Origin of the sequence: Klebsiella sp. 7-CIP_Kleb., assembly GCF_050378655.1 — a bacterium.
Classification (GTDB): domain Bacteria; phylum Pseudomonadota; class Gammaproteobacteria; order Enterobacterales; family Enterobacteriaceae; genus Klebsiella; species Klebsiella quasipneumoniae.
This window is the reverse complement of the sequence record NZ_JBNRLJ010000001.1, coordinates 1,096,724-1,120,677: the sequence shown is the minus strand read 5'-3', so window position 1 is coordinate 1,120,677 and position 23,954 is coordinate 1,096,724. Positions and strand designations below refer to the sequence as shown.

At 40.4% G+C, this 23,954-nt stretch carries 21 protein-coding genes; 18 read left to right on the top strand and 3 right to left on the bottom strand.

Annotated elements, in window-relative coordinates:
• The first annotated feature begins 94 nt into the window (after nt 1-94).
• Nucleotides 95-724, top strand: coding sequence for a phosphatase PAP2 family protein (locus tag ACQUTI_RS05565; protein ID WP_325926415.1), 630 nt, complete (start codon nt 95-97; stop codon nt 722-724).
• Between the two features lie 547 nt (nt 725-1,271).
• Here ACQUTI_RS05565 and ACQUTI_RS05560 read toward each other — a convergent pair.
• Complete coding sequence (locus ACQUTI_RS05560; protein ID WP_369744290.1) at nt 1,272-1,397, bottom strand: hypothetical protein; 126 nt, start codon at nt 1,395-1,397, stop codon at nt 1,272-1,274.
• Between the two features lie 286 nt (nt 1,398-1,683).
• Between ACQUTI_RS05560 and ACQUTI_RS05555 the strand changes: the two genes are divergently transcribed.
• The 16 genes from ACQUTI_RS05555 to ugd all read left to right on the top strand — a co-directional run bounded on the left by ACQUTI_RS05555 (nt 1,684) and on the right by ugd (nt 20,081).
• Nucleotides 1,684-3,117: a capsule assembly Wzi family protein gene (locus ACQUTI_RS05555; protein ID WP_053810151.1), complete on the top strand. Its 1,434-nt coding sequence runs from the start codon at nt 1,684-1,686 to the stop codon at nt 3,115-3,117.
• Nucleotides 3,118-3,262: 145 nt separating this feature from the next.
• A complete protein-coding gene (locus ACQUTI_RS05550) occupies nt 3,263-4,399 on the top strand; it encodes a polysaccharide export protein (RefSeq protein ID WP_023282833.1) in 1,137 nt (378 codons plus the stop codon).
• Nucleotides 4,400-4,401: 2 nt separating this feature from the next.
• A complete protein-coding gene (locus ACQUTI_RS05545; RefSeq protein ID WP_071786167.1) occupies nt 4,402-4,836 on the top strand; it encodes a protein tyrosine phosphatase in 435 nt (144 codons plus the stop codon).
• 17 nt (nt 4,837-4,853) lie between these two features.
• A complete protein-coding gene (locus ACQUTI_RS05540) occupies nt 4,854-7,022 on the top strand; it encodes a polysaccharide biosynthesis tyrosine autokinase (RefSeq protein ID WP_053810152.1) in 2,169 nt (722 codons plus the stop codon).
• 72 nt (nt 7,023-7,094) lie between these two features.
• Complete coding sequence (locus tag ACQUTI_RS05535; RefSeq protein ID WP_053810153.1) at nt 7,095-8,147, top strand: EpsG family protein; 1,053 nt, start codon at nt 7,095-7,097, stop codon at nt 8,145-8,147.
• Between the two features lie 34 nt (nt 8,148-8,181).
• Entirely contained in the window at nt 8,182-8,691 is a 510-nt protein-coding gene (locus ACQUTI_RS05530) for a serine acetyltransferase (protein WP_023282830.1), read from the top strand.
• 29 nt (nt 8,692-8,720) lie between these two features.
• A complete protein-coding gene (locus ACQUTI_RS05525) occupies nt 8,721-9,758 on the top strand; it encodes a glycosyltransferase family 2 protein (RefSeq protein ID WP_053810154.1) in 1,038 nt (345 codons plus the stop codon).
• A gap of 7 nt (nt 9,759-9,765) precedes the next feature.
• Nucleotides 9,766-10,770 carry a polysaccharide pyruvyl transferase family protein gene (locus ACQUTI_RS05520; RefSeq protein ID WP_071845741.1) on the top strand — a complete coding sequence of 335 codons (1,005 nt, stop codon included), beginning with the start codon at nt 9,766-9,768 and terminating at the stop codon, nt 10,768-10,770.
• A 4-nt stretch (nt 10,771-10,774) separates the two neighbouring features.
• The gene (locus ACQUTI_RS05515) at nt 10,775-11,971 is read left to right on the top strand and encodes a glycosyltransferase (protein WP_064759797.1); all 1,197 of its coding nucleotides are present in this window, start codon (nt 10,775-10,777) and stop codon (nt 11,969-11,971) included.
• Nucleotides 11,928-12,623, top strand: a complete 696-nt coding sequence (locus ACQUTI_RS05510) for a WecB/TagA/CpsF family glycosyltransferase (protein ID WP_023282826.1) — start codon at nt 11,928-11,930, stop codon at nt 12,621-12,623. Before ACQUTI_RS05515 ends, ACQUTI_RS05510 begins: the two co-directional genes overlap by 44 nt.
• Nucleotides 12,624-12,626: 3 nt before the next feature.
• On the top strand, nt 12,627-13,418 hold the full coding sequence (locus ACQUTI_RS05505) for a glycoside hydrolase family 16 protein (protein WP_071845742.1): 792 nt from the start codon (nt 12,627-12,629) through the stop codon (nt 13,416-13,418).
• Nucleotides 13,419-13,428: 10 nt separating this feature from the next.
• Nucleotides 13,429-14,331, top strand: coding sequence for a glycosyltransferase family 2 protein (locus tag ACQUTI_RS05500; RefSeq protein ID WP_023282824.1), 903 nt, complete (start codon nt 13,429-13,431; stop codon nt 14,329-14,331).
• Between the two features lie 5 nt (nt 14,332-14,336).
• A complete protein-coding gene (locus ACQUTI_RS05495) occupies nt 14,337-15,605 on the top strand; it encodes an oligosaccharide flippase family protein (protein WP_071845743.1) in 1,269 nt (422 codons plus the stop codon).
• A 55-nt stretch (nt 15,606-15,660) separates the two neighbouring features.
• The gene (wcaJ, locus tag ACQUTI_RS05490; protein ID WP_023282822.1) at nt 15,661-17,055 is read left to right on the top strand and encodes an undecaprenyl-phosphate glucose phosphotransferase; all 1,395 of its coding nucleotides are present in this window, start codon (nt 15,661-15,663) and stop codon (nt 17,053-17,055) included.
• Nucleotides 17,056-17,265: 210 nt separating this feature from the next.
• A complete protein-coding gene (gndA, locus tag ACQUTI_RS05485; protein ID WP_053810156.1) occupies nt 17,266-18,672 on the top strand; it encodes an NADP-dependent phosphogluconate dehydrogenase in 1,407 nt (468 codons plus the stop codon).
• Nucleotides 18,673-18,914: 242 nt separating this feature from the next.
• On the top strand, nt 18,915-20,081 hold the full coding sequence (gene ugd / locus ACQUTI_RS05480) for a UDP-glucose 6-dehydrogenase (protein WP_004206789.1): 1,167 nt from the start codon (nt 18,915-18,917) through the stop codon (nt 20,079-20,081).
• A gap of 424 nt (nt 20,082-20,505) precedes the next feature.
• Here ugd and ACQUTI_RS05475 read toward each other — a convergent pair whose 3' ends face one another.
• Together ACQUTI_RS05475 and ACQUTI_RS05470 are read right to left on the bottom strand one after the other, a co-directional pair.
• Nucleotides 20,506-20,628, bottom strand: a complete 123-nt coding sequence (locus ACQUTI_RS05475) for a small membrane protein (protein ID WP_000429184.1) — start codon at nt 20,626-20,628, stop codon at nt 20,506-20,508.
• A 399-nt stretch (nt 20,629-21,027) separates the two neighbouring features.
• A complete protein-coding gene (locus tag ACQUTI_RS05470) occupies nt 21,028-22,032 on the bottom strand; it encodes an NAD-dependent epimerase (protein ID WP_423692509.1) in 1,005 nt (334 codons plus the stop codon).
• Nucleotides 22,033-22,878: 846 nt separating this feature from the next.
• On the opposite strand from ACQUTI_RS05470, the gene rfbB reads away from it, so the two are divergent.
• A complete protein-coding gene (gene rfbB, locus ACQUTI_RS05465) occupies nt 22,879-23,943 on the top strand; it encodes a dTDP-glucose 4,6-dehydratase (RefSeq protein WP_305242645.1) in 1,065 nt (354 codons plus the stop codon).
• Nucleotides 23,944-23,954 lie beyond the last annotated feature (11 nt).

The following is a 23,954-nucleotide window of genomic DNA, read 5'->3' as shown; positions in this document are numbered from 1 at the left end:
TAAAAATGTGAAATGAATTGGCATGCGGGCTGGTACAGACATTACGGATAATCCCTGAGCACGGCAGTGGACATCATCGAAGGATCACAGGTATATGAACTGGCAACTCATCTCATTTTTTGGCGATAGCACCGTTTTGCTGCCCAGCGCAGCGGCGCTGTTTATTGTCCTGATGCTGCGTAAAACGTCGCGGTTGCTGGCGTGGCAGTGGAGTTTGCTGTTCGGCATCACCGGCGCTATCGTCTGCGCCTCTAAACTGGCCTTTATGGGCTGGGGGCTGGGTATTCGTGAGCTGGATTACACCGGCTTCAGTGGCCACTCCGCGCTCTCCGCGGCCTTCTGGCCTATCTTCTTATGGCTGCTCAGCGCCCGTTTTTCGGCGGGTGTGCAAAAAGCAGCTGTCGCTGCCGGCTATGCTTTAGCCGCAGTGGTGGGGTATTCACGGCTGGTCATCCATGCGCATTCCGTCTCGGAAGTGATAGCTGGCCTGCTACTCGGCGCTGCTGGCAGCGCTTTGTTCCTGTTGCTGCAAAAACGTACCACCCCTTCGGAAAGCCTGAGTATTTCCTGGGGCGGCGTCGCGTGCCTGGTGATGGTCCCGCTTATCCTGTTGCATAGCGGCAATAAAGCGCCGACTCAGTCCCTGCTGGGGCAAATCGCCACTGCAATTGGGCCGCTGGATAAACCCTTTACTCGAACTGATCTACATAAGCAGGTCTGGTAATCGCCATTTGTTTTACAGGGGAAATTAAGTTTTCGCCGGTTAATTAGACAAATAAGACAATAATCTACTATATGACAGGCAATTGATAATTCATATTTATGAAATAATGAAGTGCTACTACATTGTTATTGCATATTTGTCTGGATATAGCTTTGATCAGACGTTTCTTAAATGCGCTGAGACGTTACCTGATGCACATTCAATGAATATCCAGACACTGGAAACTATTAGAAATTGTAGTTGACTATAACGCCATCATCTGATTTTTGCATGAAGATGAGCTATGGAAAAAGACGTTTTTTTACAGGCAGTTAGCTGCATATGTGTTGTTGTAGCAGTACCGGGAAGATCTTTAACCCTGGAAATCAGGGAATAATCTTAATTGGTGACCCGCTTATTTTTTGTCAGTAGGACGACAGGCGGCATTAATTGGCAGATATTCGGTAACAACACTCCCAATTGTGACCGAAATCCCGTAAACTTAACGCCGCCAAAAATAATGGCCTGACCAATTATTCATCCACAGGTCGATAAAAAATTAAGTCGTTCAGGTAGTCAGTGCGCTGGTAGCTGTTAAGCCAGGGGCGGTAGCGTCGCTGAAGCCACTTGCTGCTGCACAGAGGTTCTCTTCAACGGCTGAAAAATCGTCCCGGTCAGGATGATCGCCCTCAATAGATATCTATCAATTTTCTACGGATATCCTCAGAAGTTGGCCAGGAGCGGCTGCTGATATCGCCTGGACATTAACTTTCCTGTCTCATCGATAGCCTGTAGGGTAATATTCGCCTACATTGTGAGCTGAGTGGATGTTATAAGGCTAACAAGCAGCTTAGGGTAAATGTACTTGCCTCGCCGGTGTTGCACAGCGAAGTCAGCTGGTGCCGCGAGCGCTTTCTATCTTGGTATTCCCCTCATTCTCATTGAGATACGACAGCGGGGCTGAAAATGGATCTTGTACAATGATAAAAATTGCGCGCATTGCCGTGACGTTGGGTTTGCTTTCCTCCCTGGGAGCCCAGGCTTACGCGGCCGGGTTAGTGGTAAATGACAACGACTTGCGTAACGACCTGGCCTGGCTTTCCGATCGCGGGGTCATCCATCTGAGCCTGTCGACCTGGCCGCTGAGCCAGGAAGAGATCGCCCGGGCACTGAAAAAGGCTAAACCGTCCTATTCTTCTGAACAAGTGGTGCTGGCGCGTATTAACCAGCGACTGTCTGCCTTAAAAGCCGATTTCCGGGTCACCGGCTACACTTCAACCGATCAGCCGGGCACTCCGCAGGGGTTTGGTCAGACACAGCCGGCAGATAACTCGTTAGGCCTGGCGTTCAACAACAGCGGCGAGTGGTGGGATATCCACCTCCAGGGCAACGTCGAAGGAGGGGAGCGGATCAGCAACGGATCGCGCTTCAACGCCAACGGCGCATACGGCGCGGTGAAGTTCTGGAACCAGTGGCTCTCTTTTGGTCAGGTTCCGCAGTGGTGGGGACCTGGCTATGAAGGTAGCCTGATCCGCGGGGATGCGATGCGGCCGATGACCGGTTTCCTGATGCAGCGCGCAGAGCAGGCGGCGCCGGAAACCTGGTGGTTACGCTGGGTGGGGCCATGGCAGTACCAGATCTCCGCCAGCCAGATGAATCAATATACTGCTGTGCCACACACGAAAATTATCGGTGGCCGTTTCACCTTTACGCCGTTCCAGTCACTGGAATTAGGCGCATCACGCATTATGCAGTGGGGTGGGAAAGGGCGTCCGCAATCTTTGAGTAGTTTCTGGGACGGGTTCACCGGACAGGATAATACAGGGACAGATAACGAACCGGGGAACCAGCTGGCCGGGTTTGACTTCAAGTTTAAACTGGAACCGACCCTTGGTTGGCCGGTGAGTTTTTACGGACAGATGATCGGCGAGGATGAGGCTGGTTTTCTTCCTTCAGCAAATACATTCCTTGGTGGGGTGGAAGGGCACCACGGCTGGGGTAAGGATGCGGTAAACTGGTACGTTGAGGCCCACGATACAAGATCTAATATGAGCCGTACTAACTACATTTACACGCATCATATTTACAAGGATGGTTACTACCAACAGGGATATCCGTTGGGGGATGCGATGGGCGGGGATGGTCAACTCATTGCCGGTAAGATTGAACTTATTACAGAAGATAACCAGCGCTGGAGTACGCGCCTGGTTTACGCCAAAGTTAACCCGGAGAATCAGTCGATCAATAAAGCATTCCCTCATGCTGATACCTTGAAAGGTGTACAGCTCGGTTGGAGCGGGGATGTGTATCAGTCTGTTCGTCTGAATACCTCTTTGTGGTACACAAACGCTAACAACAGCGACAGCGACGATGTTGGGGCCAGCGCAGGGATAGAGATACCGTTTAGTTTATAAGGCTGAATGCTGAAAATAGAGGAGAGAGGGTGGTAGTGCTGCAGGAGGCAGTCAGTTTTTATCTCTCCACAAGCCGGCAGGGAAGCAACGGCGATGACAGCTGCTCAGGAATTGGCAAATTTTGGTTTACTGATGATGTGACATTATGAAGAAAAAACTTGTTAGATTTTCGGTGTTAGCATTGGCAATTGGGTTCTTATCGGGTTGTACAATCATCCCTGGTCAAGGATTAAATAGTCTGCGCAAGAACGTGGTTGAGCTTCCGGACAGTGACTACGATCTGGATAAACTGGTTAACGTGTATCCAATGACCCCAGGACTGATCGATCAGCTTCGTCCGGAGACTGTACTCGCTCGTCCAAACCCGCAGCTTGATAATTTACTGCGCAGTTACGAATATCGCATTGGGGTTGGTGACGTACTGATGGTTACAGTATGGGATCACCCTGAACTGACTACCCCTGCTGGTCAGTACCGTAGTGCCAGCGATACAGGTAACTGGGTCAACTCTGACGGAACCATATTCTATCCTTATATTGGCAAGGTCAAGGTGGCAGGTAAGACTCTGAGTCAGGTACGACAGGAGATCACTAGTCGCTTGACTACCTATATTGAAAGCCCGCAGGTTGATGTAAGTATTGCTGCTTTCCGTTCTCAAAAGGTATATGTTACAGGAGAGGTTGCTAAATCAGGTCAGCAACCAATTACAAATATACCGTTGACGGTAATGGATGCTGTGAATGCTGCCGGCGGATTAGAAGCTAATGCCGATTGGCGTAATGTTGTGTTGACGCATAATGGTAAAGATACAAAAATTTCTTTGTATGCGTTAATGCAAAAAGGCGATTTAACCCAGAATCATCTACTGTATCCTGGTGATATTCTGTTTGTTCCTCGTAACGATGATCTAAAAGTGTTCGTAATGGGTGAAGTTGGTAAGCAGAGTACGATGAAGATGGATCGTAGTGGTATGACCCTTGCTGAAGCATTAGGTAATGCAGATGGTTTATCTCAGACAATGAGTGATGCAACGGGAATTTTTGTTATCCGTCAGTTGAAAGGCGATAAACAGGGTAAGATTGCAAATATATATCAGCTTAATGCACAGGATGCGTCAGCAATGGTGCTAGGCACGGAATTCCAGTTGCAACCTTATGATATAGTTTATGTAACAACAGCTCCTCTTGTTCGCTGGAACCGAGTGATCTCGCAATTAGTACCGACAATCACTGGGGTCCATGATATGACAGAAACTGTTCGTTACATCAGAACGTGGCCATAATTATGTTTGATTCAATTCTCGTTGTGTGCACCGGAAATATATGCCGTTCACCTATAGGAGAAAGGGTGTTACGCAAACTTCTTCCAGGAAGAAGAATTGATTCTGCAGGGACTTCAGCATTGGTTAATTATCCTGCAGATGCTAGTGCTGTCGAGGTAGCTAGCAAGCATGGTTTATCTCTTGAAGGACATAGTGGCCGTCAATTTACAGCTAAATTGGGAAGGGAATACGAACTAATATTAGTAATGGAAAAGGAACACCTTAATAAAATAAGTTTTCTTGCACCTGAGCTTCGTGGGAAAACTATGCTTTATGGTCATTGGTTAAATCAGCGAGATATACCAGATCCGTATAGGAAAAGTAATGAGGCTTTTGAGTCAGTCTATCAGTTAATTGAAACGTCTGGACGATATTGGGCTGATAAACTTAGTGACTAAGATACGGGAAAAAATTAATGTCTTCAATTAAAAATAAAATCGATAAAACAGAGTCAGCTGAAATTGATTTAGGCCGATTAATTGGTGAGTTAATCGATCACCGTAAGTTAATTATTTCGGTAACTTCAATTTTCGTCTTGATAGCACTAGTATATGCTTTATTTGCAACCCCTATTTACCAATCTGATGCCCTAGTGCAAGTTGAGCAAAAACAAGGGAATGCAATTCTTAGTAGCCTAAGTCAAGTACTACCTAATGTGCAGCCACAATCTGCACCAGAGATGGCTTTATTGCAATCACGGATGATTTTAGGTAAATCAGTAGAGGATCTTAACTTACAGGCGTTAGTTACACCGGAATATTTTCCTATATTTGGAGAGGGATGGGCAAGATTACTTGGTGAGAAACCTGGTTCTATATCTGTTTCAAGATTTTCTTTATTTGGAACAGATGACGACATAGATAGTATTTATTTAACGGTCAAGGATAAAGAACATTACGTTATAACCGGAAATGGGTATGAAATTTCGGGTAAAGTAGGCGAGCAATTAAAAAATAAAAATTTATTATTAGAAGTTAATGAAATAAATGCGGTTGAAGGTTCTCGGTTCAAAATTACTTACATGAGTAGACTTAGAGCTATAAGTCTTCTTCAGAAAAACTTCACAATAGAAGAACAAGGTAAGGATACGGGGATTCTTTCCTTATCATTAGTTGGAGAAGACCCAGAACTTATCACTAAGATATTAAATAATATTACAACTAATTATTTAATGCAAAATATAGATAGACAGGCTGCTCAGGATGAGAAAAGTTTAGAATTTTTGAATAAACAACTTCCCAAAGTAAGAAGTGACCTTGACATCGCTGAGGATAAGTTAAACGATTATCGGCGGACAAAAGACTCGGTTGATCTAACTTTGGAAGCAAAATCTGTATTAGACCAAATCGTTAATGTCGAAAATCAACTTAATGAGTTGACTTTTCGTGAGTCAGAAATTTCTCAACTATACACCCGTGAGCATCCAACATATAAAGCATTAATGGAAAAACGGAAGACGTTACAGGACGAGAAAAATAAACTTAATAAAAAAGTATCTGATATGCCCGGTACGCAACAGGAGGTGTTACGATTAAGCCGAGATGTCGAGTCAGGACGGGCAGTTTATATGCAGTTACTAAATAGGCAGCAAGAGCTAAGTATCGCCAAATCTAGTGCCATAGGGAATGTTCGCATTATTGATGATGCGATTACACATCCCAAGCCTGTAAAACCTAAAAAAACAATAATAGTTATTGTTGGTTTTATTTTAGGTGTAATGGCCTCAATTAGCATAGTGCTTCTTAGAATGCTTCTACGTCGTGGTATTGAATCTCCTGAACAGCTAGAGGAAGTGGGTATTAATGTGTATGCAAGTATTCCCGTATCTGATACTCTGTCAAATTATAATCAGAAGAAAGGTATACGAATAAGAGCGGATAAACTAGAACATAAGTCATTTCTTGCAATTGCTAACCCTGCAGATATAGCAATAGAGACAATTAGAGGCCTACGAACTAGTTTACATTTTGCAATGATGGAAGCTCGAAATAATATTTTAATGATTTCGGGTGCTAGCCCTAATGCGGGTAAAACATTCGTAAGTACTAACTTAGCAGCTGTGATAGCACAAACCGGTAAAAAAGTTCTTTTCATTGATACGGATATGCGAAAAGGGTATGTTCATAAGTTATTTAATTCTACGAATGAGAATGGCTTGTCGGATATATTATCGGGAGGTATTAATATTACCGATGCAATCAAGAGAATGTCTGGTGGTGGATTTGATTATATAACTCGAGGAACAGTACCCCCTAATCCTGCTGAATTATTAATGCATCCAAGATTTGGTGAACTCCTTAAATGGGGAGGCGAGAATTACGATTTGGTCATAATTGACACTCCTCCAATTTTAGCAGTCACGGATGCAGCTATAATAGGTAATTACTCCGGCACTACTTTGTTGGTTGCTCGTTTTGAAAAAAATACAACTAAAGAGATTGAGATAAGTATAAGACGATTCGAACAAAGTGGTGTGAAGGTAAAAGGGTGTATTTTAAATGGAGTTGTAAAAAAATCCAGTAGCTATTATGGCTACGGTTATAACCACTATGGTTATAGCTATGAAAGCTCCTCCGATAAATAAAATCGAAAAGAGGGGGGAGCCCCTCTTTTTCAGATTTAAATGGTATTATTACTAATAAATACCGGTGAGTATATGTTTATTTATTTCCTGATATTGCTATTTTTGCTTTTAAGCATATTTCTTAAAAGGAAATATGATACAGTCACTTTCTTTATCTCAGTAGTTATATTATTTCTAGTCGGTTTTCTTAGAGGGGATAGCGTAGGTACAGATATTGGAATATATACATGTAATTTTAAACAAATTAGTTTTAATCCTGCGACTTGGAATTATTGTACAAAATTCGAAGATGGATTTAATTACCTTATAGCATTTTATAAAGACTTTGTTACTAAAGAACCCACACTTTTTTTTAGAGCGATTTTTATATTTGCATTTTTGGGGTTTGTGAACTTCATTCGAAAAGAAAGTGATCGACCTATATTAACTCTCTTTTTCTTTTACATTTTTTATTATTATTTTTATAATTTTAATATAATGAGACAGTTTTTTGGCCTGGGTATTATTTTAGGTCTTTATCCTTATGTTAAAACTAAAACAAGTTTACTCTTTATTACTATAGCTACAACGGCATTTCTATTCCATAATACATTATTTATACTTCTTTTTCTTCTTATCTTCAAACTCAACTGGTCTGAAGCGTTGAAGAAAAAGAAATTATTACTCATACCCGTCTTATTGAGTTACTGTCTTTTTATTCTTAAAGGACCAGTGATTAGTTTCGCTCATAGTATTTATTTCTTGAGTGAGCGATATACAATGCACCTAAGAGGAGAGGCTGCAGTTGATAGTTCAACTATTACAATTACATTGCACACTCTTTTTTGTATATTTTGTATATTTATTTCTTCTAAAAATACACCGCGAGAATATCTTTTTTCCTATGTGTTAGGTATATTTATCTTAAATGTTATGGGGGCTATAAATCCTTTATTTATACGGGTGGCAAGCTGTTTCTTGATTTTCAATATTATATATTACACCTATCTCTGGTACTATACAGAAAATCAATTGCTTAGGATTACATTCAAATTTTCAGTCATAATGTATGGATTTGTTTACTTTACTAATTCAATTATTAAGGATTTCGGTGGGATAGTCCCATACACAGTTTGGGCATTCTAAAATTATTTCTAGTGAAAGGTGGGGTTAGCATTAGATGAGTATTATTGAAATAATAAAAGAATTTAAATTAAATCCAGGGCTTAAATCCAAGTTGGCAGTTTTATTTTTTCGTTTAGCTACATATCATGCTAATAGTAATATTATACTCTATCCCTTTACATTATTTTTTTTATTAATGCATAAAATATTCAATGAGCTCATTTTTGGTGTGGAAATAAGCTACAAAGCTAAAATTGGAAATGGCTTTGTTATCTGGCATGCGTATTCTGTTGTTATTAGCTCACGTTGTAGCATCGGTAAGAACTTTCATATCAGGCAGTGTTGTACATGTGGTGCTAATAGGTCTTTAGGGGCCGGGGTAGTACGCATTGGAGACAATGTATCTATGGGTGCCAATTCATGTATTCTTGGTGATGATATTGCCATTGGTAATAACGTGAAGCTGGGGGCCGGTGTTATTTTAATGAAAGACGTACCAGATGATAGTATCATTATTGGCCATAAACCGATAATTAAAAATGCAAATGGTGATATTATATCATAATTCAAAGTGATAAGTTTATGGAGTTTTAAATGTCTACCCCTTTAGTTTCGGTTATTCTACCAGCATTTAATGCTGAGATTTTTTTACGAGAATCGATATCAAGTATTTTGAATCAGAGTCTAAAAAATATTGAATTGGTCATAATAAATGATGGGAGTACAGATTCTACGGAAGATATTATTAAATCATTCAGCGACAATAGAATTGTCTATTTGAAAAATACTATTAACTTAGGCATTATAAAAACTTTAAACAAAGGGATAGATAATGCAAAAGGGAAATATATTGCAAGAATGGACGCCGATGATATAAGTATGCCAAATAGATTGAAGAGGCAGATTGAAGTTTTAGAAAATGATGAATCGATAGATATAGTAAATATTAAAGCTTACATCCTCAATGATTCTGGAACATTTTATACAAAAAATAAAGGTAGTTTCGCAGCTAGTTCAAATACAATGAGATATTTGCAGTATCTAAGAAACATGATCATGCACCCAGGTGTCATGGTAAAAAAAGATATTATGCAGCATTTCAAATATCGGGATTCAGAAGAGGTATTGCATATTGAGGATTACGATTTATGGCTACGACTCTTTAATGCTGGATATAAATGCTTTACTATTGACGATGAGCTCCTTTATTATCGCTTTAATCCGAATAGTATCAGTCGAACTAAACAGAATGAACAGCATAACCGACTGATTGCTCTTTCTGCAAAAAATATTAAAAATGACTTTTCTTTTGAATTTTCGGTAGATTCGCTAAAATATAACTGGGGTGAATTTGATTCATTTAAATATTTCTCGTTGGATAGGTTCCATAAGGAGTTGAGAGCTTTTTTTGATAAAATAAATCAGGATGGTTCGTTAGGACCAAGTGATATGGCTGTTTTTGAAGAATTTATTTCTTTTAAAATGCTTGCTGTGTTAATATCATTTATTAAATTAGGCGGTATTCGAGGTAAAATTATTGCTGCTAGTTTCCTGCTTAGAAATATGAATATAATTCCTAGGCTTTTTTTATTAACTAACATCTTTTCAAAAAAGAAAAAATTTATAAACTGAGGAATCTATGAAAAATATCGGGCTTTTTACATCTGTGTATTTTAATAATATCGGTAACGCGTTTATTGATTTTGGTGCGCAAGCAACTATCGAGGGGGCATTACCAGATGGCTATCAGTTAGTAAAAGTTAGCCAATTTCAGTCTTTTGTGAATGCAATGCAAGCTGGGATGGGACTAAGAGAATCTCGAGTTGTACGTGCAGTCTGGAATGGTGTAATGAAAAATCATGCACATAAAATTCATGACAAATTATACACTGCGATCCCAACTAAAAAAACTATAACTTTAATGGATTATGTCAAACTAGATGCCCTGATTATTCCTGGTTGTGTACTGACAGTTCCATTTTTTAAAATTTTTGGTGCTGAATTAGAAGCATTAAAAAATAAAGGTACCGAGTTAATATTTTTGGGGGCTAGCGGTAATTATTATACAGATTATGAAGTATCATTTGTTAAAGAATATATTAAGAAACTAGAGCCAAAGGGAATTATTTTCCGTGACCATGTAGCATATGAGAACTACAAAGATATTGTTGAAGTATCACATAATGGTATTGATAATGCATTTTTTGTTAATAAAGTTACAGTACCCAAAAATATTGCAAGCGAAGATTATGTTGTATTGAATTTTGATCACCCAAAAAATGATCATATGATTCAAGAACTGTCTGGTAAGTTTAATAAAGTTGTTGTGACTAATAATAAACCTTACCCTTTGTCTTATGTAAAAAGTTTATTAGCACAAGATATTTTTGTTTCAGACACTCCTTTAGATTATCTGATCTTATTAGCTAATGCTAAGGAAGTACATTCTGATAGGGTTCATTCATGTATTCCAACTCTATCATTTGGTGGGAAATGCAGAATTTACTCGCATAGCAAAAGAGTCGCTCTTTTTGATAATGTGAATTTAAGTAATGTAAAAAACGAGGTGGTAGGTATTACTAATTTATCTACATATCAAGATGAACAAATCAATAATCTTAGGAATATTCTGAGAGAAATTTAATATTATGAAGTATTACTTACTAGTGATTGATAGAGTTAGAACTGGTGGTGCGGAACGAATATTAATTGACTACTATAATTATTTAATTAAATGTGGTCATAAAGTTGATATTTATGTGCTTTACCGTGAGGCTACGAGCAGTCCCTGGTTGGATAATCTACGTGTAACTTATGGAAGTAATAAGGAGGTAGGGGCCAGTATGGCCTCTAAACTCTTTACACATATTAAGATCTATACACGGCTGCTTACAAAAATAAACTGTGGCAAATATGATGTAATATTCACGTTTTTAGAAAAAAGTAACATTTTCTCTTATTTATCTAATTTTAAGGGTGTTAAACACGTCTGCACAGTTCACAATGTTTTATCAATTCAATATTTAAAAATTGCAAATCCGACTATAAAAAAATTGTGGGCAAAGGCAATATCGTCCATCTATAACTCTGATAAAACAACTATAATTGCTGTATCAGAGCAAGTGAAAACAGATTTAATTAATAATTTCGATGTGGATGGAGAAAATATTTTTGTTGTCAATAATTTTGTTGATTCGCATGCTATCCATATAAAAAGCAGAGAAGAGGTTACGGAATTTAATTTTTACGATGATGTAAGCTATGCTATTAATATTGGTAGGTTAAGTGATCAAAAAAACCAAGGTTCTTTATTGTATGCATTTTCTCAATATTTGAAAGATAATCCAATAGAAAATAAAGTCCATTTGTTGATAATGGGGGAAGGCGAGAACGAAGAAAATTTAAGACAAAAAATTAAAGAACTAAAATTAGAGGAAAAAGTAACTATAATTGATTTCCAGGTAAATCCATATAAGTTTCTGGCTCAATGCAAGCTTCTAGTGCTAAGTAGTAAGTTTGAAGGTTTTCCTATTGTTATTGCGGAAACCAGGAGTTTGGGGATTCCTTTTTGTGGGACACATTATTCTATTCCCCAAGAAATGTTCACTAGCAATTCTGCTTACGATATGTGCACTTTCCACGATCTATATGAGATAGAGGGAGTTGCTAAATTCAAATTAATTATGAATAGTGTTTTTTCGACAGACACATTTTCAGAAGAGTTGCTTGCTGCTACTAGCGAATGGAATTCACATAATGATAAGGAATACCAGTTTAAGCAATATTGTGAGATATCTATAAATGAAAATATACATAAAGAAAATAATAAAGACTTCCCGGATTGATATTTTCAAAAAGGGAGGGATCTATACTTTTTTAAATCCAGTTTCGTATTTACAACTTAGAAAAACTAATTTACTTGATGGTTTCACTGGTGTGTTTTGTGATGGCGGAGTTTTAGTTAAATTTATAAACTTCTTCTATCGTGAAAAACTGGAAAGATTTAGTTTTGATATGACCTCCTTAGCACCTATGGTATTCCAATATGCCGTAAAGAATCATAAGAGTATTTATATTATTGGCTCTGATGAATTATCTGTAGATAAAGCTAAAAAGGTAATTGAGGGTTCTTATCCTGGTATATTTATTATTGGACATAGGCATGGATATTTTAAGAATGAAGAGGAATTAATTAGTGTTGCTAATGGGATTATGAAACAAAATGTCGATATTGTTATTGCTGGAATGGGGTGCGGGTTACAGGAGAAATTCTTACTAGAGCTCAAATCCCAAGGTTTTGGTAAGTTGGCTTTTACATGTGGAGGTTTTTTTCATCAATTGTCAATGTCAGGCAATGCATATTATCCAACATGGATAAATCGATTTAATTTGAGATTTGTATATCGAATGGTTAAAGAAAAGCATACTAGACTAAGATATATTAGGGCTGGTATATTATTCCCTATTTTATTTATTTATGATTTGATTAGTGGATAGTATATGAAATATAAGACATTATTTTTCTTTATATCCTTATTCAGTTACAATGCTTTTTGTACTGAAAATATTCAACTTATAAAAAAATTTTCTAATTCAAATTATTTCGATGATTGGGATTATTCTATTTTCCCTCATAATTTAGAGGAGGATTTTGGAAAAAAACAGTTACAAAATAGTATTGATAAAATGGATGCAAATTTATCTAAAACTTGGATCGCAAAGGAAGATTTTCATAATAATATTTTATCTTGTAGGCTAAAGAACAATATTTCCTCTCAAGATGGAAATATTGTTTTTGTTACTTCGAAGAATAACTGCCCTAACAAATCAAAATATTCAACCGCATATTTAGATTATTATAAAGATGTTCATTATGGATATTACCAAGCGAGGATTAAATCAGCATCTAAAGGGATAAATAATGCTTTTTGGTTCAAATCAGATAATGGATATGAAATTGATATTGCTGAAATCCATTCGCCAAATATTATAAATATTACTATTCATAAATGGATTGATGGTAAACCTCTTTCTTATGGGTTTATATTCAAGACAAAATCTAACTTAAGTAGTGAATTTCATTTGTATGGAATAAAATGGCAAACTGATAATATGATTTTTTATTTTGATAATGAGCCGATTTTAAGGGTGTCCGGGTTTGGGGACAATATATATGCTGGCACTCTAAAACTTTCTACTGCAGTTAGTAGATATTCTGGATATGATTCAAAGTTCAAAATTGATAAAAATATGACCGTATCTAATGTTATTGTCGCCCCCACTTCTGAATAAGGCAGTTTAAATGGAAAATCCTTTTTTTTCAGTTATTGTCCCAATGCATAACAATAGTAAAACAATAAATCTGACATTAGATTCGTTAAAAAAGCAAACTTTCACTTCATTTGAAGTTATATTTGTAGATGATGCCTCGGATGATTTTTCTAATACAGAGAAAATAATAATTGATTCCCTATCTGGAATAGTTCCATTCACTATTGTTAGGCATATTGAAAATAAAAATGGAGCTGCTGCTCGTAATTTAGGTATCACACTTGCAAATGGTGAATATATAGCATTTTTAGATGCGGATGATGAATGGCTTCCTATTAAATTATCATATTATCATCAAGTGATTAAAAAAGTTGATATAGAAAACGAGAAAAAAGTTTTTTATAGCAAATTGAAAATAAGAGATATTGAAACAGGGAATATTATGGCTATTCGACCTAGCTATGGAGTTGATCATGAGCCGAATATGAGTATTGCGGAATATCTTTTCTCCTTAAATGGGTTTATACAGACAAGCACAATCGTGGCCCATAGATCAATACTTGATAAGGTTATGTTTAATGAGAAGTTTATTAGACACCAAGATTATGATTTTTGTATCCATTGTGATTACTTAGGGATTAAATTCCACTTTATAGATGAAGTCTTAACTATCTATAATAAATTTAATAATACGAGCGCTCGTGCTCTAAATGGGAAAAAAGAGTCTGAAGCATATTCATTGTTTTGGTTAAAGGAAATGAAGAGTATTATGCGTTTCAGGGAGCGATGCGCTTATAGAGCATATATTCTTCCGTCTAGATGTCGAATGGATAATAATAATTTAAAAGCTGTATTATATGCCATGCTTAACCTTCCTTTCACCGGGTTTCGTGCAATAAAATTCAAGGTTTTAAATAAAATAAAATTGAGGTGATTTAGTTGAATAAGAAAATATTATTTAACTCCATATGGATGGTGTCTGAAAAAATTGTCTCAATTTTTGGCCTTTTTTTTGTTACATCATTTGTCGCTAAGTATGTTGGGCCATATATTTATGGGGAAATAGCTTACGTATCATCATTGTTTCAAATTACTTTAGTGATAGCTCAACTCGGCAGTGATGTTATTATTTTTAAGCGCTTAAGCAAGAATAAGAAATCTGGTATACGGCTACTAAAGACTACAGTTCCTATTAGAATTTTTATTTATAGTCTTGTTTCTATCCCGATTGTCATCTTGAATTTTGATATCAATAGCCATACTATAAATTATTTCATTATAGCATCATTCTTTGCTTGTTTGTTTTCATCCTTAGATGTTTATAGTATTTACTATAATGTTCGTTTGGAGTCAAAAAAAAATGCAATGATAAATGTTGTCGGGTTAGTTATAAGTCTAATAATTCGATGGGTTATTGCCTATTTTAAATTACCTGCTGAAACATTATCAATACCTATTGTAGTGACTACTCTGATACCTTTCATTTTACGTAGCATAATGTTTAATCGTATGGAAAACGATGGTGTCAATATCAACAGAAGAAAAGTCTTTAAATATTCTCGATACCTCTTGTTAACAGGGATGACATTTGTCATCTCAGCTGTATCTGTTGCTATATATACACGTCTATCTATCTGGTTTCTTGATTATTTTTATGGGAAATCTTATGTAGGTATTTTTTCCATAGCAGTCTCATTAGCTAGTTCATGGTCGTTTGTTTTACTCGCGATTATTACTTCCAGTTTTCCACAGATTTTTTCGGAAAATAAAGATTTAGAAGCAATAAGAAAAGCAGGTAACTTGGGGCGAGTGATTTTAGTTATATCCATTTTTATAATAATTTTTATTTATTTAATCGGTGGGTATTTGCTTCAACTTTTGTATGGAGAAAAATACTCTAGTTCTTTTGAACCCTTGATAATATTGTCTATATCAACAATGGTTTCATCTTTAGGCGTTATTTCTTCTCGTTTTATTGCCAAATATTCTGGTTATTCATATTTAGCTAAAAAAACTATCGTTGTTTTATTTTTAAGTGCATGTTTTAATTATTATTCTGTTAAGTATTATGGGATGCAGGGAGCTGCTTGGGCGACGTTAGCTACTGAGCTGTTCTCTCTCACAGTTTTAAATTATTTCTTTAAGCATGGAATTGTGTTTAAAGTGCATAAAAATATCCTGTTTAGGACTTCATCAAAGGTTAGTTAAATAATGTCCTAATAATGCTTGCAATGAATTATATTTCAACTAAAAGTTAATTACTATGAAAATACTCAAGCGAAGAACTCACTCAAAAACCAATGCATCTTTGATCTCCATCGTACAACGTTTTTTTGATGTATCAGTAATCATTTTTGGTTTATGTTTTGTATATTATGTTGCTGGCATTGATATATCAAGTAATCTATTTTTGAACGCGTTGATTGTTCTTTTTGTATTCCAGATGATTGGCGGGGTTACGGATTTTTATAGGTCCTGGCGTGGCGTAAGATTAATTTCTGAACTTAAGCTTGTTTTGCAGAACTGGAGTTTGAGCTTAATTATTGCTGTTGGTTTTATTTCTCTTTCAACACACCTTCAAATTAATTTTGATATTTATATGTGTTGGTATGTTGTTGTCTCATTTGGGATTGTGCTTTGTCGAATTTTAATCAGGTACTGCTTCGGAAAACTGAGGCGTTTTGGTTATAATACCCGCCGTGTCGCAATAGCTGGTTCTATGGAAGCTGGTATCGAGCTGTTGAAAAGCTTTAATGATGAGCCATGGCTTGGTTTTAAAGTTGAAGGGATCTATAATGACAATGTTATTCACACTGCGGGTATAAGATATGTAGGGGATTTTGAACAACTAATTGCTGATGCAAAAAACGGTAAACTCGACCGTATTTACATAGCAATGAATATGAGTGATGAAAAGAAAATAAAGTTATTGGTTAGGCAATTAACGAATACTACTTGCTCTGTTATGTTGATTCCAGATATATTTACGTTTAATATTCTTCAGTCACGTACTGAGGAAGTCAATGGGGTTCCTGTCGTCCCCTTATTTGATACACCTTTAAACGGCATTAATATGGTTTTTAAAAGATTAGAAGATATCATTTTGTCAATTCTTATATTAACCTTAATATCCCCAGTTCTCATCATTATTTCGTTTGCTGTGAAACTAACCTCTTCAGGGCCTGTTATCTTTAGGCAAACTAGATATGGTATGGATGGCAAGCCTATTAAGGTTTGGAAATTTCGTTCAATGAAGGTCATGGAAGATGGTGGTGTCGTTACTCAGGCTAAACAAAATGATATCCGTGTCACAAGAGTTGGGCGGTTTTTGAGACGTACCTCTTTGGACGAGTTACCCCAGTTTTTTAATGTGCTTTCGGGTGAAATGTCTATTGTAGGCCCGAGGCCACATGCTGTTGCTCATAACGAACAATATAGAGATCTCATTGAAGGATATATGCTACGCCATAAAGTAAAACCTGGGATCACTGGTTGGGCCCAGATAAATGGTTGGCGGGGGGAAACTGATACTCTTGAAAAAATGCAAAAGAGAGTAGAGTATGACCTTGATTATATTAGAGAATGGAGTATTTGGTTTGATTTATATATTATAATATTGACCGTGTTTAAAGGGTTTGTCAGTAAAACGGCGTATTAAATATATGTTCATAATCTAATGAAAAATGTAGTGTCTATAGTTTAATTTGTGTGTCTCTTAGAATAATTATGCAATATTATATTTTCTGGCATTCCCAACATAGTGATAAAAAAGTTTTTTTACTATATCCTTTGTTTAACTTACGCTAAAATAATCACTACATTTAAGCTGCGAACGTGTCGCAGTGACCACACCAGACAGGAGTATGTAATGTCCAAGCAACAGATCGGGGTCGTCGGTATGGCAGTGATGGGGCGTAACCTTGCGCTAAACATCGAAAGCCGTGGTTATACTGTCTCCGTGTTCAACCGCTCCCGTGAAAAGACTGAAGAAGTGATTGCCGAGAACCCAGGCAAGAAACTGGTCCCTTACTACACAGTACAGGAGTTTGTTGAATCCCTCGAAACACCACGTCGTATCCTGTTGATGGTGAAGGCCGGGGCTGGCACCGACAGTGCCATCGATTCCCTGAAGCCTTACCTTGATAAAGGCGACATCATCATTGATGGCGGCAACACCTTCTTCCAGGACACCATCCGTCGTAACCGTGAGCTGTCTGCCGAAGGTTTTAACTTTATCGGTACCGGTGTTTCCGGTGGTGAAGAGGGCGCTCTGAAAGGGCCTTCTATCATGCCTGGTGGGCAGAAAGAAGCCTATGAGTTAGTTGCTCCGATTCTGAAGCAGATTGCTGCAGTTGCTGAAGATGGTGAGCCATGTGTGACCTATATCGGTGCTGACGGTGCTGGCCATTATGTGAAGATGGTTCATAACGGCATTGAGTATGGTGACATGCAGCTGATTGCTGAAGCTTATGCGCTGTTGAAAGGCGGTCTGGCACTTTCCAACGAAGAGCTGGCGCAAACCTTCACCGAATGGAACGAAGGCGAGTTGAGCAGCTACCTGATCGACATTACCAAAGATATCTTCACCAAGAAGGATGAAGAAGGTAAATACCTCGTTGATGTCATTCTTGATGAAGCAGCAAACAAAGGTACCGGTAAGTGGACCAGTCAGAGCTCACTAGATCTTGGGGAACCTCTGTCCCTGATCACGGAGTCTGTGTTTGCTCGCTATATTTCTTCGCTTAAAGATCAGCGTGTAGCCGCTTCAAAAGTGCTGAGTGGTCCGCAGGCTAAGCCGGCCGGTGATAAAGCTGAATTTATTGAGAAAGTACGTCGTGCACTGTACCTCGGTAAAATCGTTTCCTATGCTCAGGGCTTCTCCCAACTGCGCGCTGCTTCTGACGAGTACAACTGGGATCTGAACTACGGCGAAATTGCTAAGATTTTCCGTGCTGGCTGCATTATTCGTGCGCAGTTCCTGCAGAAGATCACCGATGCTTATGCGCAAAACGCTGGCATTGCTAACCTCCTACTGGCACCATACTTCAAACAGATCGCTGATGACTATCAGCAAGCGCTGCGTGATGTGGTGGCCTATGCCGTGCAGAACGGCATCCCGGTTCCGACATTCTCTGCTGCTATTTCCTACTACGACAGTTATCGCTCCGCAGTCCTGCCGGCTAACCTGATCCAAGCTCAACGCGACTATTTCGGTGCTCATACCTATAAGCGCACTGATAAAGAAGGCGTATTCCATACTGAGTGGATGGAATAATTTTCTACAAAGACAATCAAATCCCGGTTATCTACTAACCGGGATTTTTCTATAAAACTCTCTCTATTTAAATACTTTCTGTTAAGGATGTTTATCCTCCTATTAGAGTTCTGATGCTTGTCCTCTACCATCCCATGTCAGTTTCTTGACATGTACTAAGACAGAGAGTAAAACCGCCACAAGTGTTGATTACAGGGTGGTTACTAAGCCGCCGTCCAGTTAACTGATTAAAGTGTGATCGAATGAAAATTACTATTTCCGGTACAGGTTATGTTGGTTTATCGAACGGTGTCCTGATTGCGCAAAACCACGAAGTGGTGGCCCTGGATATCGTACAGGCCAAAGTGGATATGCTTAACCAGAAGATCTCTCCGATTGTGGATAAAGAGATTCAGGAATATCTGGCAGAAAAACCGTTAAATTTCCGTGCTACCACGGACAAGCACGACGCCTATCGTAATGCCGACTACGTGATCATTGCGACGCCGACCGATTACGATCCCAAAACCAACTACTTCAACACCTCTACAGTGGAAGCGGTTATTCGCGATGTCACAGAGATCAACCCGAACGCGGTGATGATCATTAAATCGACCATCCCGGTGGGGTTCACCCGCGACATCAAAGAACGTTTAGGGATTGATAATGTTATTTTCTCTCCTGAGTTCCTGCGTGAAGGCCGTGCGCTGTACGACAACCTGCACCCATCGCGCATTGTCATTGGTGAGCGCTCTGCGCGTGCCGAACGTTTCGCAGACCTGCTGAAAGAAGGCGCGATCAAGCAGGATATCCCGACCCTGTTTACCGACTCCACTGAAGCGGAAGCGATCAAACTGTTCGCGAACACCTATCTGGCGCTGCGCGTTGCCTATTTCAACGAGCTCGACAGCTATGCTGAAAGCCAGGGGCTGAACAGCAAGCAGATTATCGAAGGGGTATGCCTGGATCCGCGTATCGGCAACCACTATAACAACCCGTCCTTTGGCTATGGCGGCTACTGCCTGCCGAAAGATACTAAGCAGCTGCTGGCGAACTACGAATCGGTCCCGAACAATATCATCGCGGCTATCGTGGATGCTAACCGTACCCGTAAAGACTTTATTGCGGATTCTATTCTCGCCCGTAAGCCGAAAGTAGTGGGTGTATATCGCCTGATCATGAAGAGCGGGTCAGACAACTTCCGTGCCTCTTCTATTCAGGGGATTATGAAGCGCATCAAGGCGAAAGGTATTCCGGTTATTATCTATGAACCAGTGATGCAGGAAGATGAGTTCTTCAATTCCCGCGTCGTGCGCGATCTGGATGCCTTCAAACAAGAGGCGGATGTCATCATTTCCAACCGTATGGCGGAAGAGCTGGCGGATGTCTCAGAAAAGGTTTATACCCGCGATCTGTTTGGTAACGATTAATCCTGCCTGTCTGACACTGGCGGCTCCTCGCCGCCAGTATGCTTCTTTATCTCCCCGCTATATCCCTCACTGCGCGTATTTCTCGCACATTCAGATTAACCTCAATAAATTGTGATGGACATTACGATCCTGCACGAAACCCGTTGCGGGTTGAAAACAGGTCCGATAAGTTAAACTTACCTTGTGAAGAGCTACCGTCACTGTGATGTAGATGCCGGAGATAAGCGCCGGGAGGTAAAACAAAGCCTGCAACGCAGGCTTTTGTTATTTATGCCCTGGGGAAATACGAGGGACTGGGCGCGAATAGCGTTATTTTTTTTCTTGCCTTAAGGCCATGCCAAAACGCAGAATGAACGGTCATTCTGTCATATCATTTTTTTATCTCTTAATATTATCTTAATCTAATTGCAATATGGAGCGGGACTTACCACTTGCGTTTATTAAACGTCAGTTTCGTTTTCTTTCTGTCTTTCAGATATGAAATTAAAAAGAAAACAGACACAGCAAGTAGTATGGCAGCCACCACTAAGAAAAACAGGTTTTCCATAATATCTACCACAGCTTTAGTTGGTTGAATCATTAGCAAGTTAAGCAATATGTCAGCGTGGAAGGTGCTTTATTGCGATCTCTAACATATCCTGTTCTTAAGAAAATTCCTATAGAAAGTAATGTCTTTTATTTATCAGGAGAAAATGCTGAAGGAGCCATTAAAAATAGTATTGAAAAGAGTGACAGCAGGGGACCAGGCTTATAGTTGTTGTCTTTTTCGCTGGCGGGTAGATGAAACTGGTTTCAGCACCGTCGTTAAAACCAGTAAAAATTATTCTTTAGTACAAAAAATTATAGCCTGTGCCAGGCTCGGATAAAGAAATGAATGATAAATGAAGGCAATACGGGAGGTTTATCCATTGCCGCAATCAGCTGATCGCGGCAGGGCAGAGACAGGTTAGATCTGATAGTAATCCTTATACCACTCAACGAAGTTCTTCACGCCTTCCTTCACTGACGTCTGCGGCTTGAAACCCACCAGGTCATATAGCGGTTGGGTGTCTGCGCTGGTGTCCAGTACATCGCCCGGCTGGATCGGCATCATATTCTTCTTCGCCTCCATCCCCAGCGCCTCTTCCAGAGCGGTGATGTAGTCCATCAGTTCCACCGGCGAGCTGTTGCCAATGTTATAGACCCGATACGGCGCGGAACTTGTCGCCGGGGAACCGCTCTCAACGGTCCAGTCGGCATTAGCCTGCGGGATCACATCCTGGACGCGCATCACCGCCTCGACGATGTCGTCGATGTAGGTGAAGTCGCGCTTCATTTTGCCGTAGTTGTAAACGTCTATACTTTTCCCTTCCAGCATCGCTTTCGTAAACTTGAACAGCGCCATATCCGGGCGTCCCCACGGACCATAGACCGTAAAGAAGCGCAGGCCGGTAGTCGGGATGCCGTACAGATGGGAATAGGTATGCGCCATCAGCTCATTGGCTTTCTTAGTGGCGGCGTACAGGGAGACCGGATGATCGACGGAATCCTCCGTGGAGAACGGCATTTTGCGGTTAAGGCCGTAAACCGAACTGGAGGAGGCGTACACCAGGTGTTTCACTTTGGTGTGACGGCAGCCCTCCAGAATGTTCAGATACCCCATCAGGTTAGCGTCCGCGTAGGCATAGGGGTTTTCCAGCGAATAGCGCACGCCCGCCTGGGCCGCCAGGTGGATCACGCGGTCAAATTGTTCTGCGGCGAACAGCTTCGCCATTCCCTCACGGTCGGCAAGATCCAGCTGCTGGAAACGAAATGCCGGAGATGTCAGACGATCCAGGCGAGCCTGCTTCAGGCTGACGTCATAATAGTCATTCATGTTGTCGATCCCGACAACATCATGCCCTTCATTCATCAGGCGCTGCGCGATATGAAAGCCGATAAAACCTGCGGCACCAGTGACCAAAAACTTCATATTTTTCCTCCGGGGTGTGGATATCCCGTTCTACATAAGTGCCGATTTTACACTGGCTTGCTGTTGGGATCACTTGCTTTACAGTTGCAGAGTGTGCGTTGACATGAAGCTGGCCGGGAAAATCAAATGCTTTAATGCAAATGATTTGCATTTGAAATCGAGTCAAACCATCACTATGGTTACACGGAAAAAAACAGTTTGCAGGAATCAGCCCATACAAGTTCGATATCTTGAAAAAACATGACATGTATTTCCGAATGAAGAGGTATTGTTGTTCGTGAAATTCGAATTAATTAGTGTTGTTGTCACCAGAGATAACTTGTAATCAAAGGATGTATAGCAAGCTATTGAATGTTTTAACATTGTATCAAAAGTGTTCCATTCATACCTTGAATTAATTCACACCGCTTTTTGATTTTTATTCTGTATAACCAGCGCTATAATGCGGCGCTACCTTGTTGGGTACTAAGCGATGTTGAGTGTGCTGCACTTCGTAATGGTGATAGTGCGGCTTTGCCATGATATCAACGACCGAAGTGATGCTGAGAGGGATGATAGCCCGGCACTGAGCGCATCTCTCTGCTTCAGAGAGATTCCTTTAGCTGTTTGGGAAAGTCCTGATAGCGAAAGGACATAGAAGCAAGCAAAGTGACCGCTGTTTGGCCGACTTGCCGTTTCCAGCACAATGAGAGCGTGGTTCATGTTCCGCTAACTTTAGCTGATGACATATACAAATTACTGCAGGCACTACGCATTTTGGTTGCGAAAGCCAATGGCGGTAGCGTGCCTGCGGTCGTTTGCTACTTCAGAAAATTGTATGTAATTCATTGAAAAACGAGAGAGAGTATGAAGATTCTTGTCACCGGGGGCGCAGGCTTTATCGGTTCTGCCGTGGTTCGTCATATCATTGAAAATACCCTGGACGAAGTCCGTGTGATGGACTGCCTGACCTACGCCGGCAACCTTGAATCCCTGGCGCCGGTTGCCGGGAGTGAACGCTACTCGTTTTCCCAGACCGATATCACCGATGCCGCTGCCGTGGCGGCCCAGTTCAGCGAGTTCCATCCGGATATCGTGATGCACCTGGCTGCAGAAAGTCATGTGGACCGTTCCATTGATGGCCCGGCCGCCTTCATCCAGACCAACGTGATCGGCACCTTCACTCTGCTGGAGGCAGCCCGCCACTACTGGTCCGGGCTTGTAGAGGAACAGAAGCAGGCCTTCCGCTTCCACCACATCTCCACCGATGAGGTGTACGGCGACCTGCACGGCACCGATGACCTGTTCACCGAAGAAACCCCGTACGCGCCGAGCAGCCCGTACTCCGCCTCCAAAGCGGGCAGCGACCATCTGGTTCGCGCCTGGAACCGCACCTACGGCCTGCCGGTGGTGGTGACCAACTGCTCCAACAACTACGGTCCGTATCACTTCCCGGAAAAACTGATCCCGCTGACTATCCTTAATGCCCTGGCGGGTAAACCGCTGCCGGTATATGGCAACGGGGAGCAGATCCGTGACTGGCTGTATGTTGAGGACCATGCCCGTGCGCTGTACAAAGTGGCGACCGAAGGCAAGAGCGGCGAGACCTACAACATCGGCGGTCATAACGAGCGTAAAAATATCGATGTGGTGCGCACCATCTGCACCATTCTCGACAAGGTGGTGGCGCAGAAGCCGGGAAACATCACCCACTTTGCTGACCTGATCACTTTTGTCACCGACCGTCCGGGACATGACCTGCGTTATGCCATTGATGCCACGAAAATCCAGCGCGATCTGGGCTGGGTGCCGCAGGAAACGTTCGAGAGCGGAATTGAGAAAACTGTGCACTGGTACCTGAACAACCAGACCTGGTGGCAGCGTGTGCTGGACGGCTCCTATGCCGGCGAGCGTCTTGGCCTGAATAAATAAAAAAGGAACTG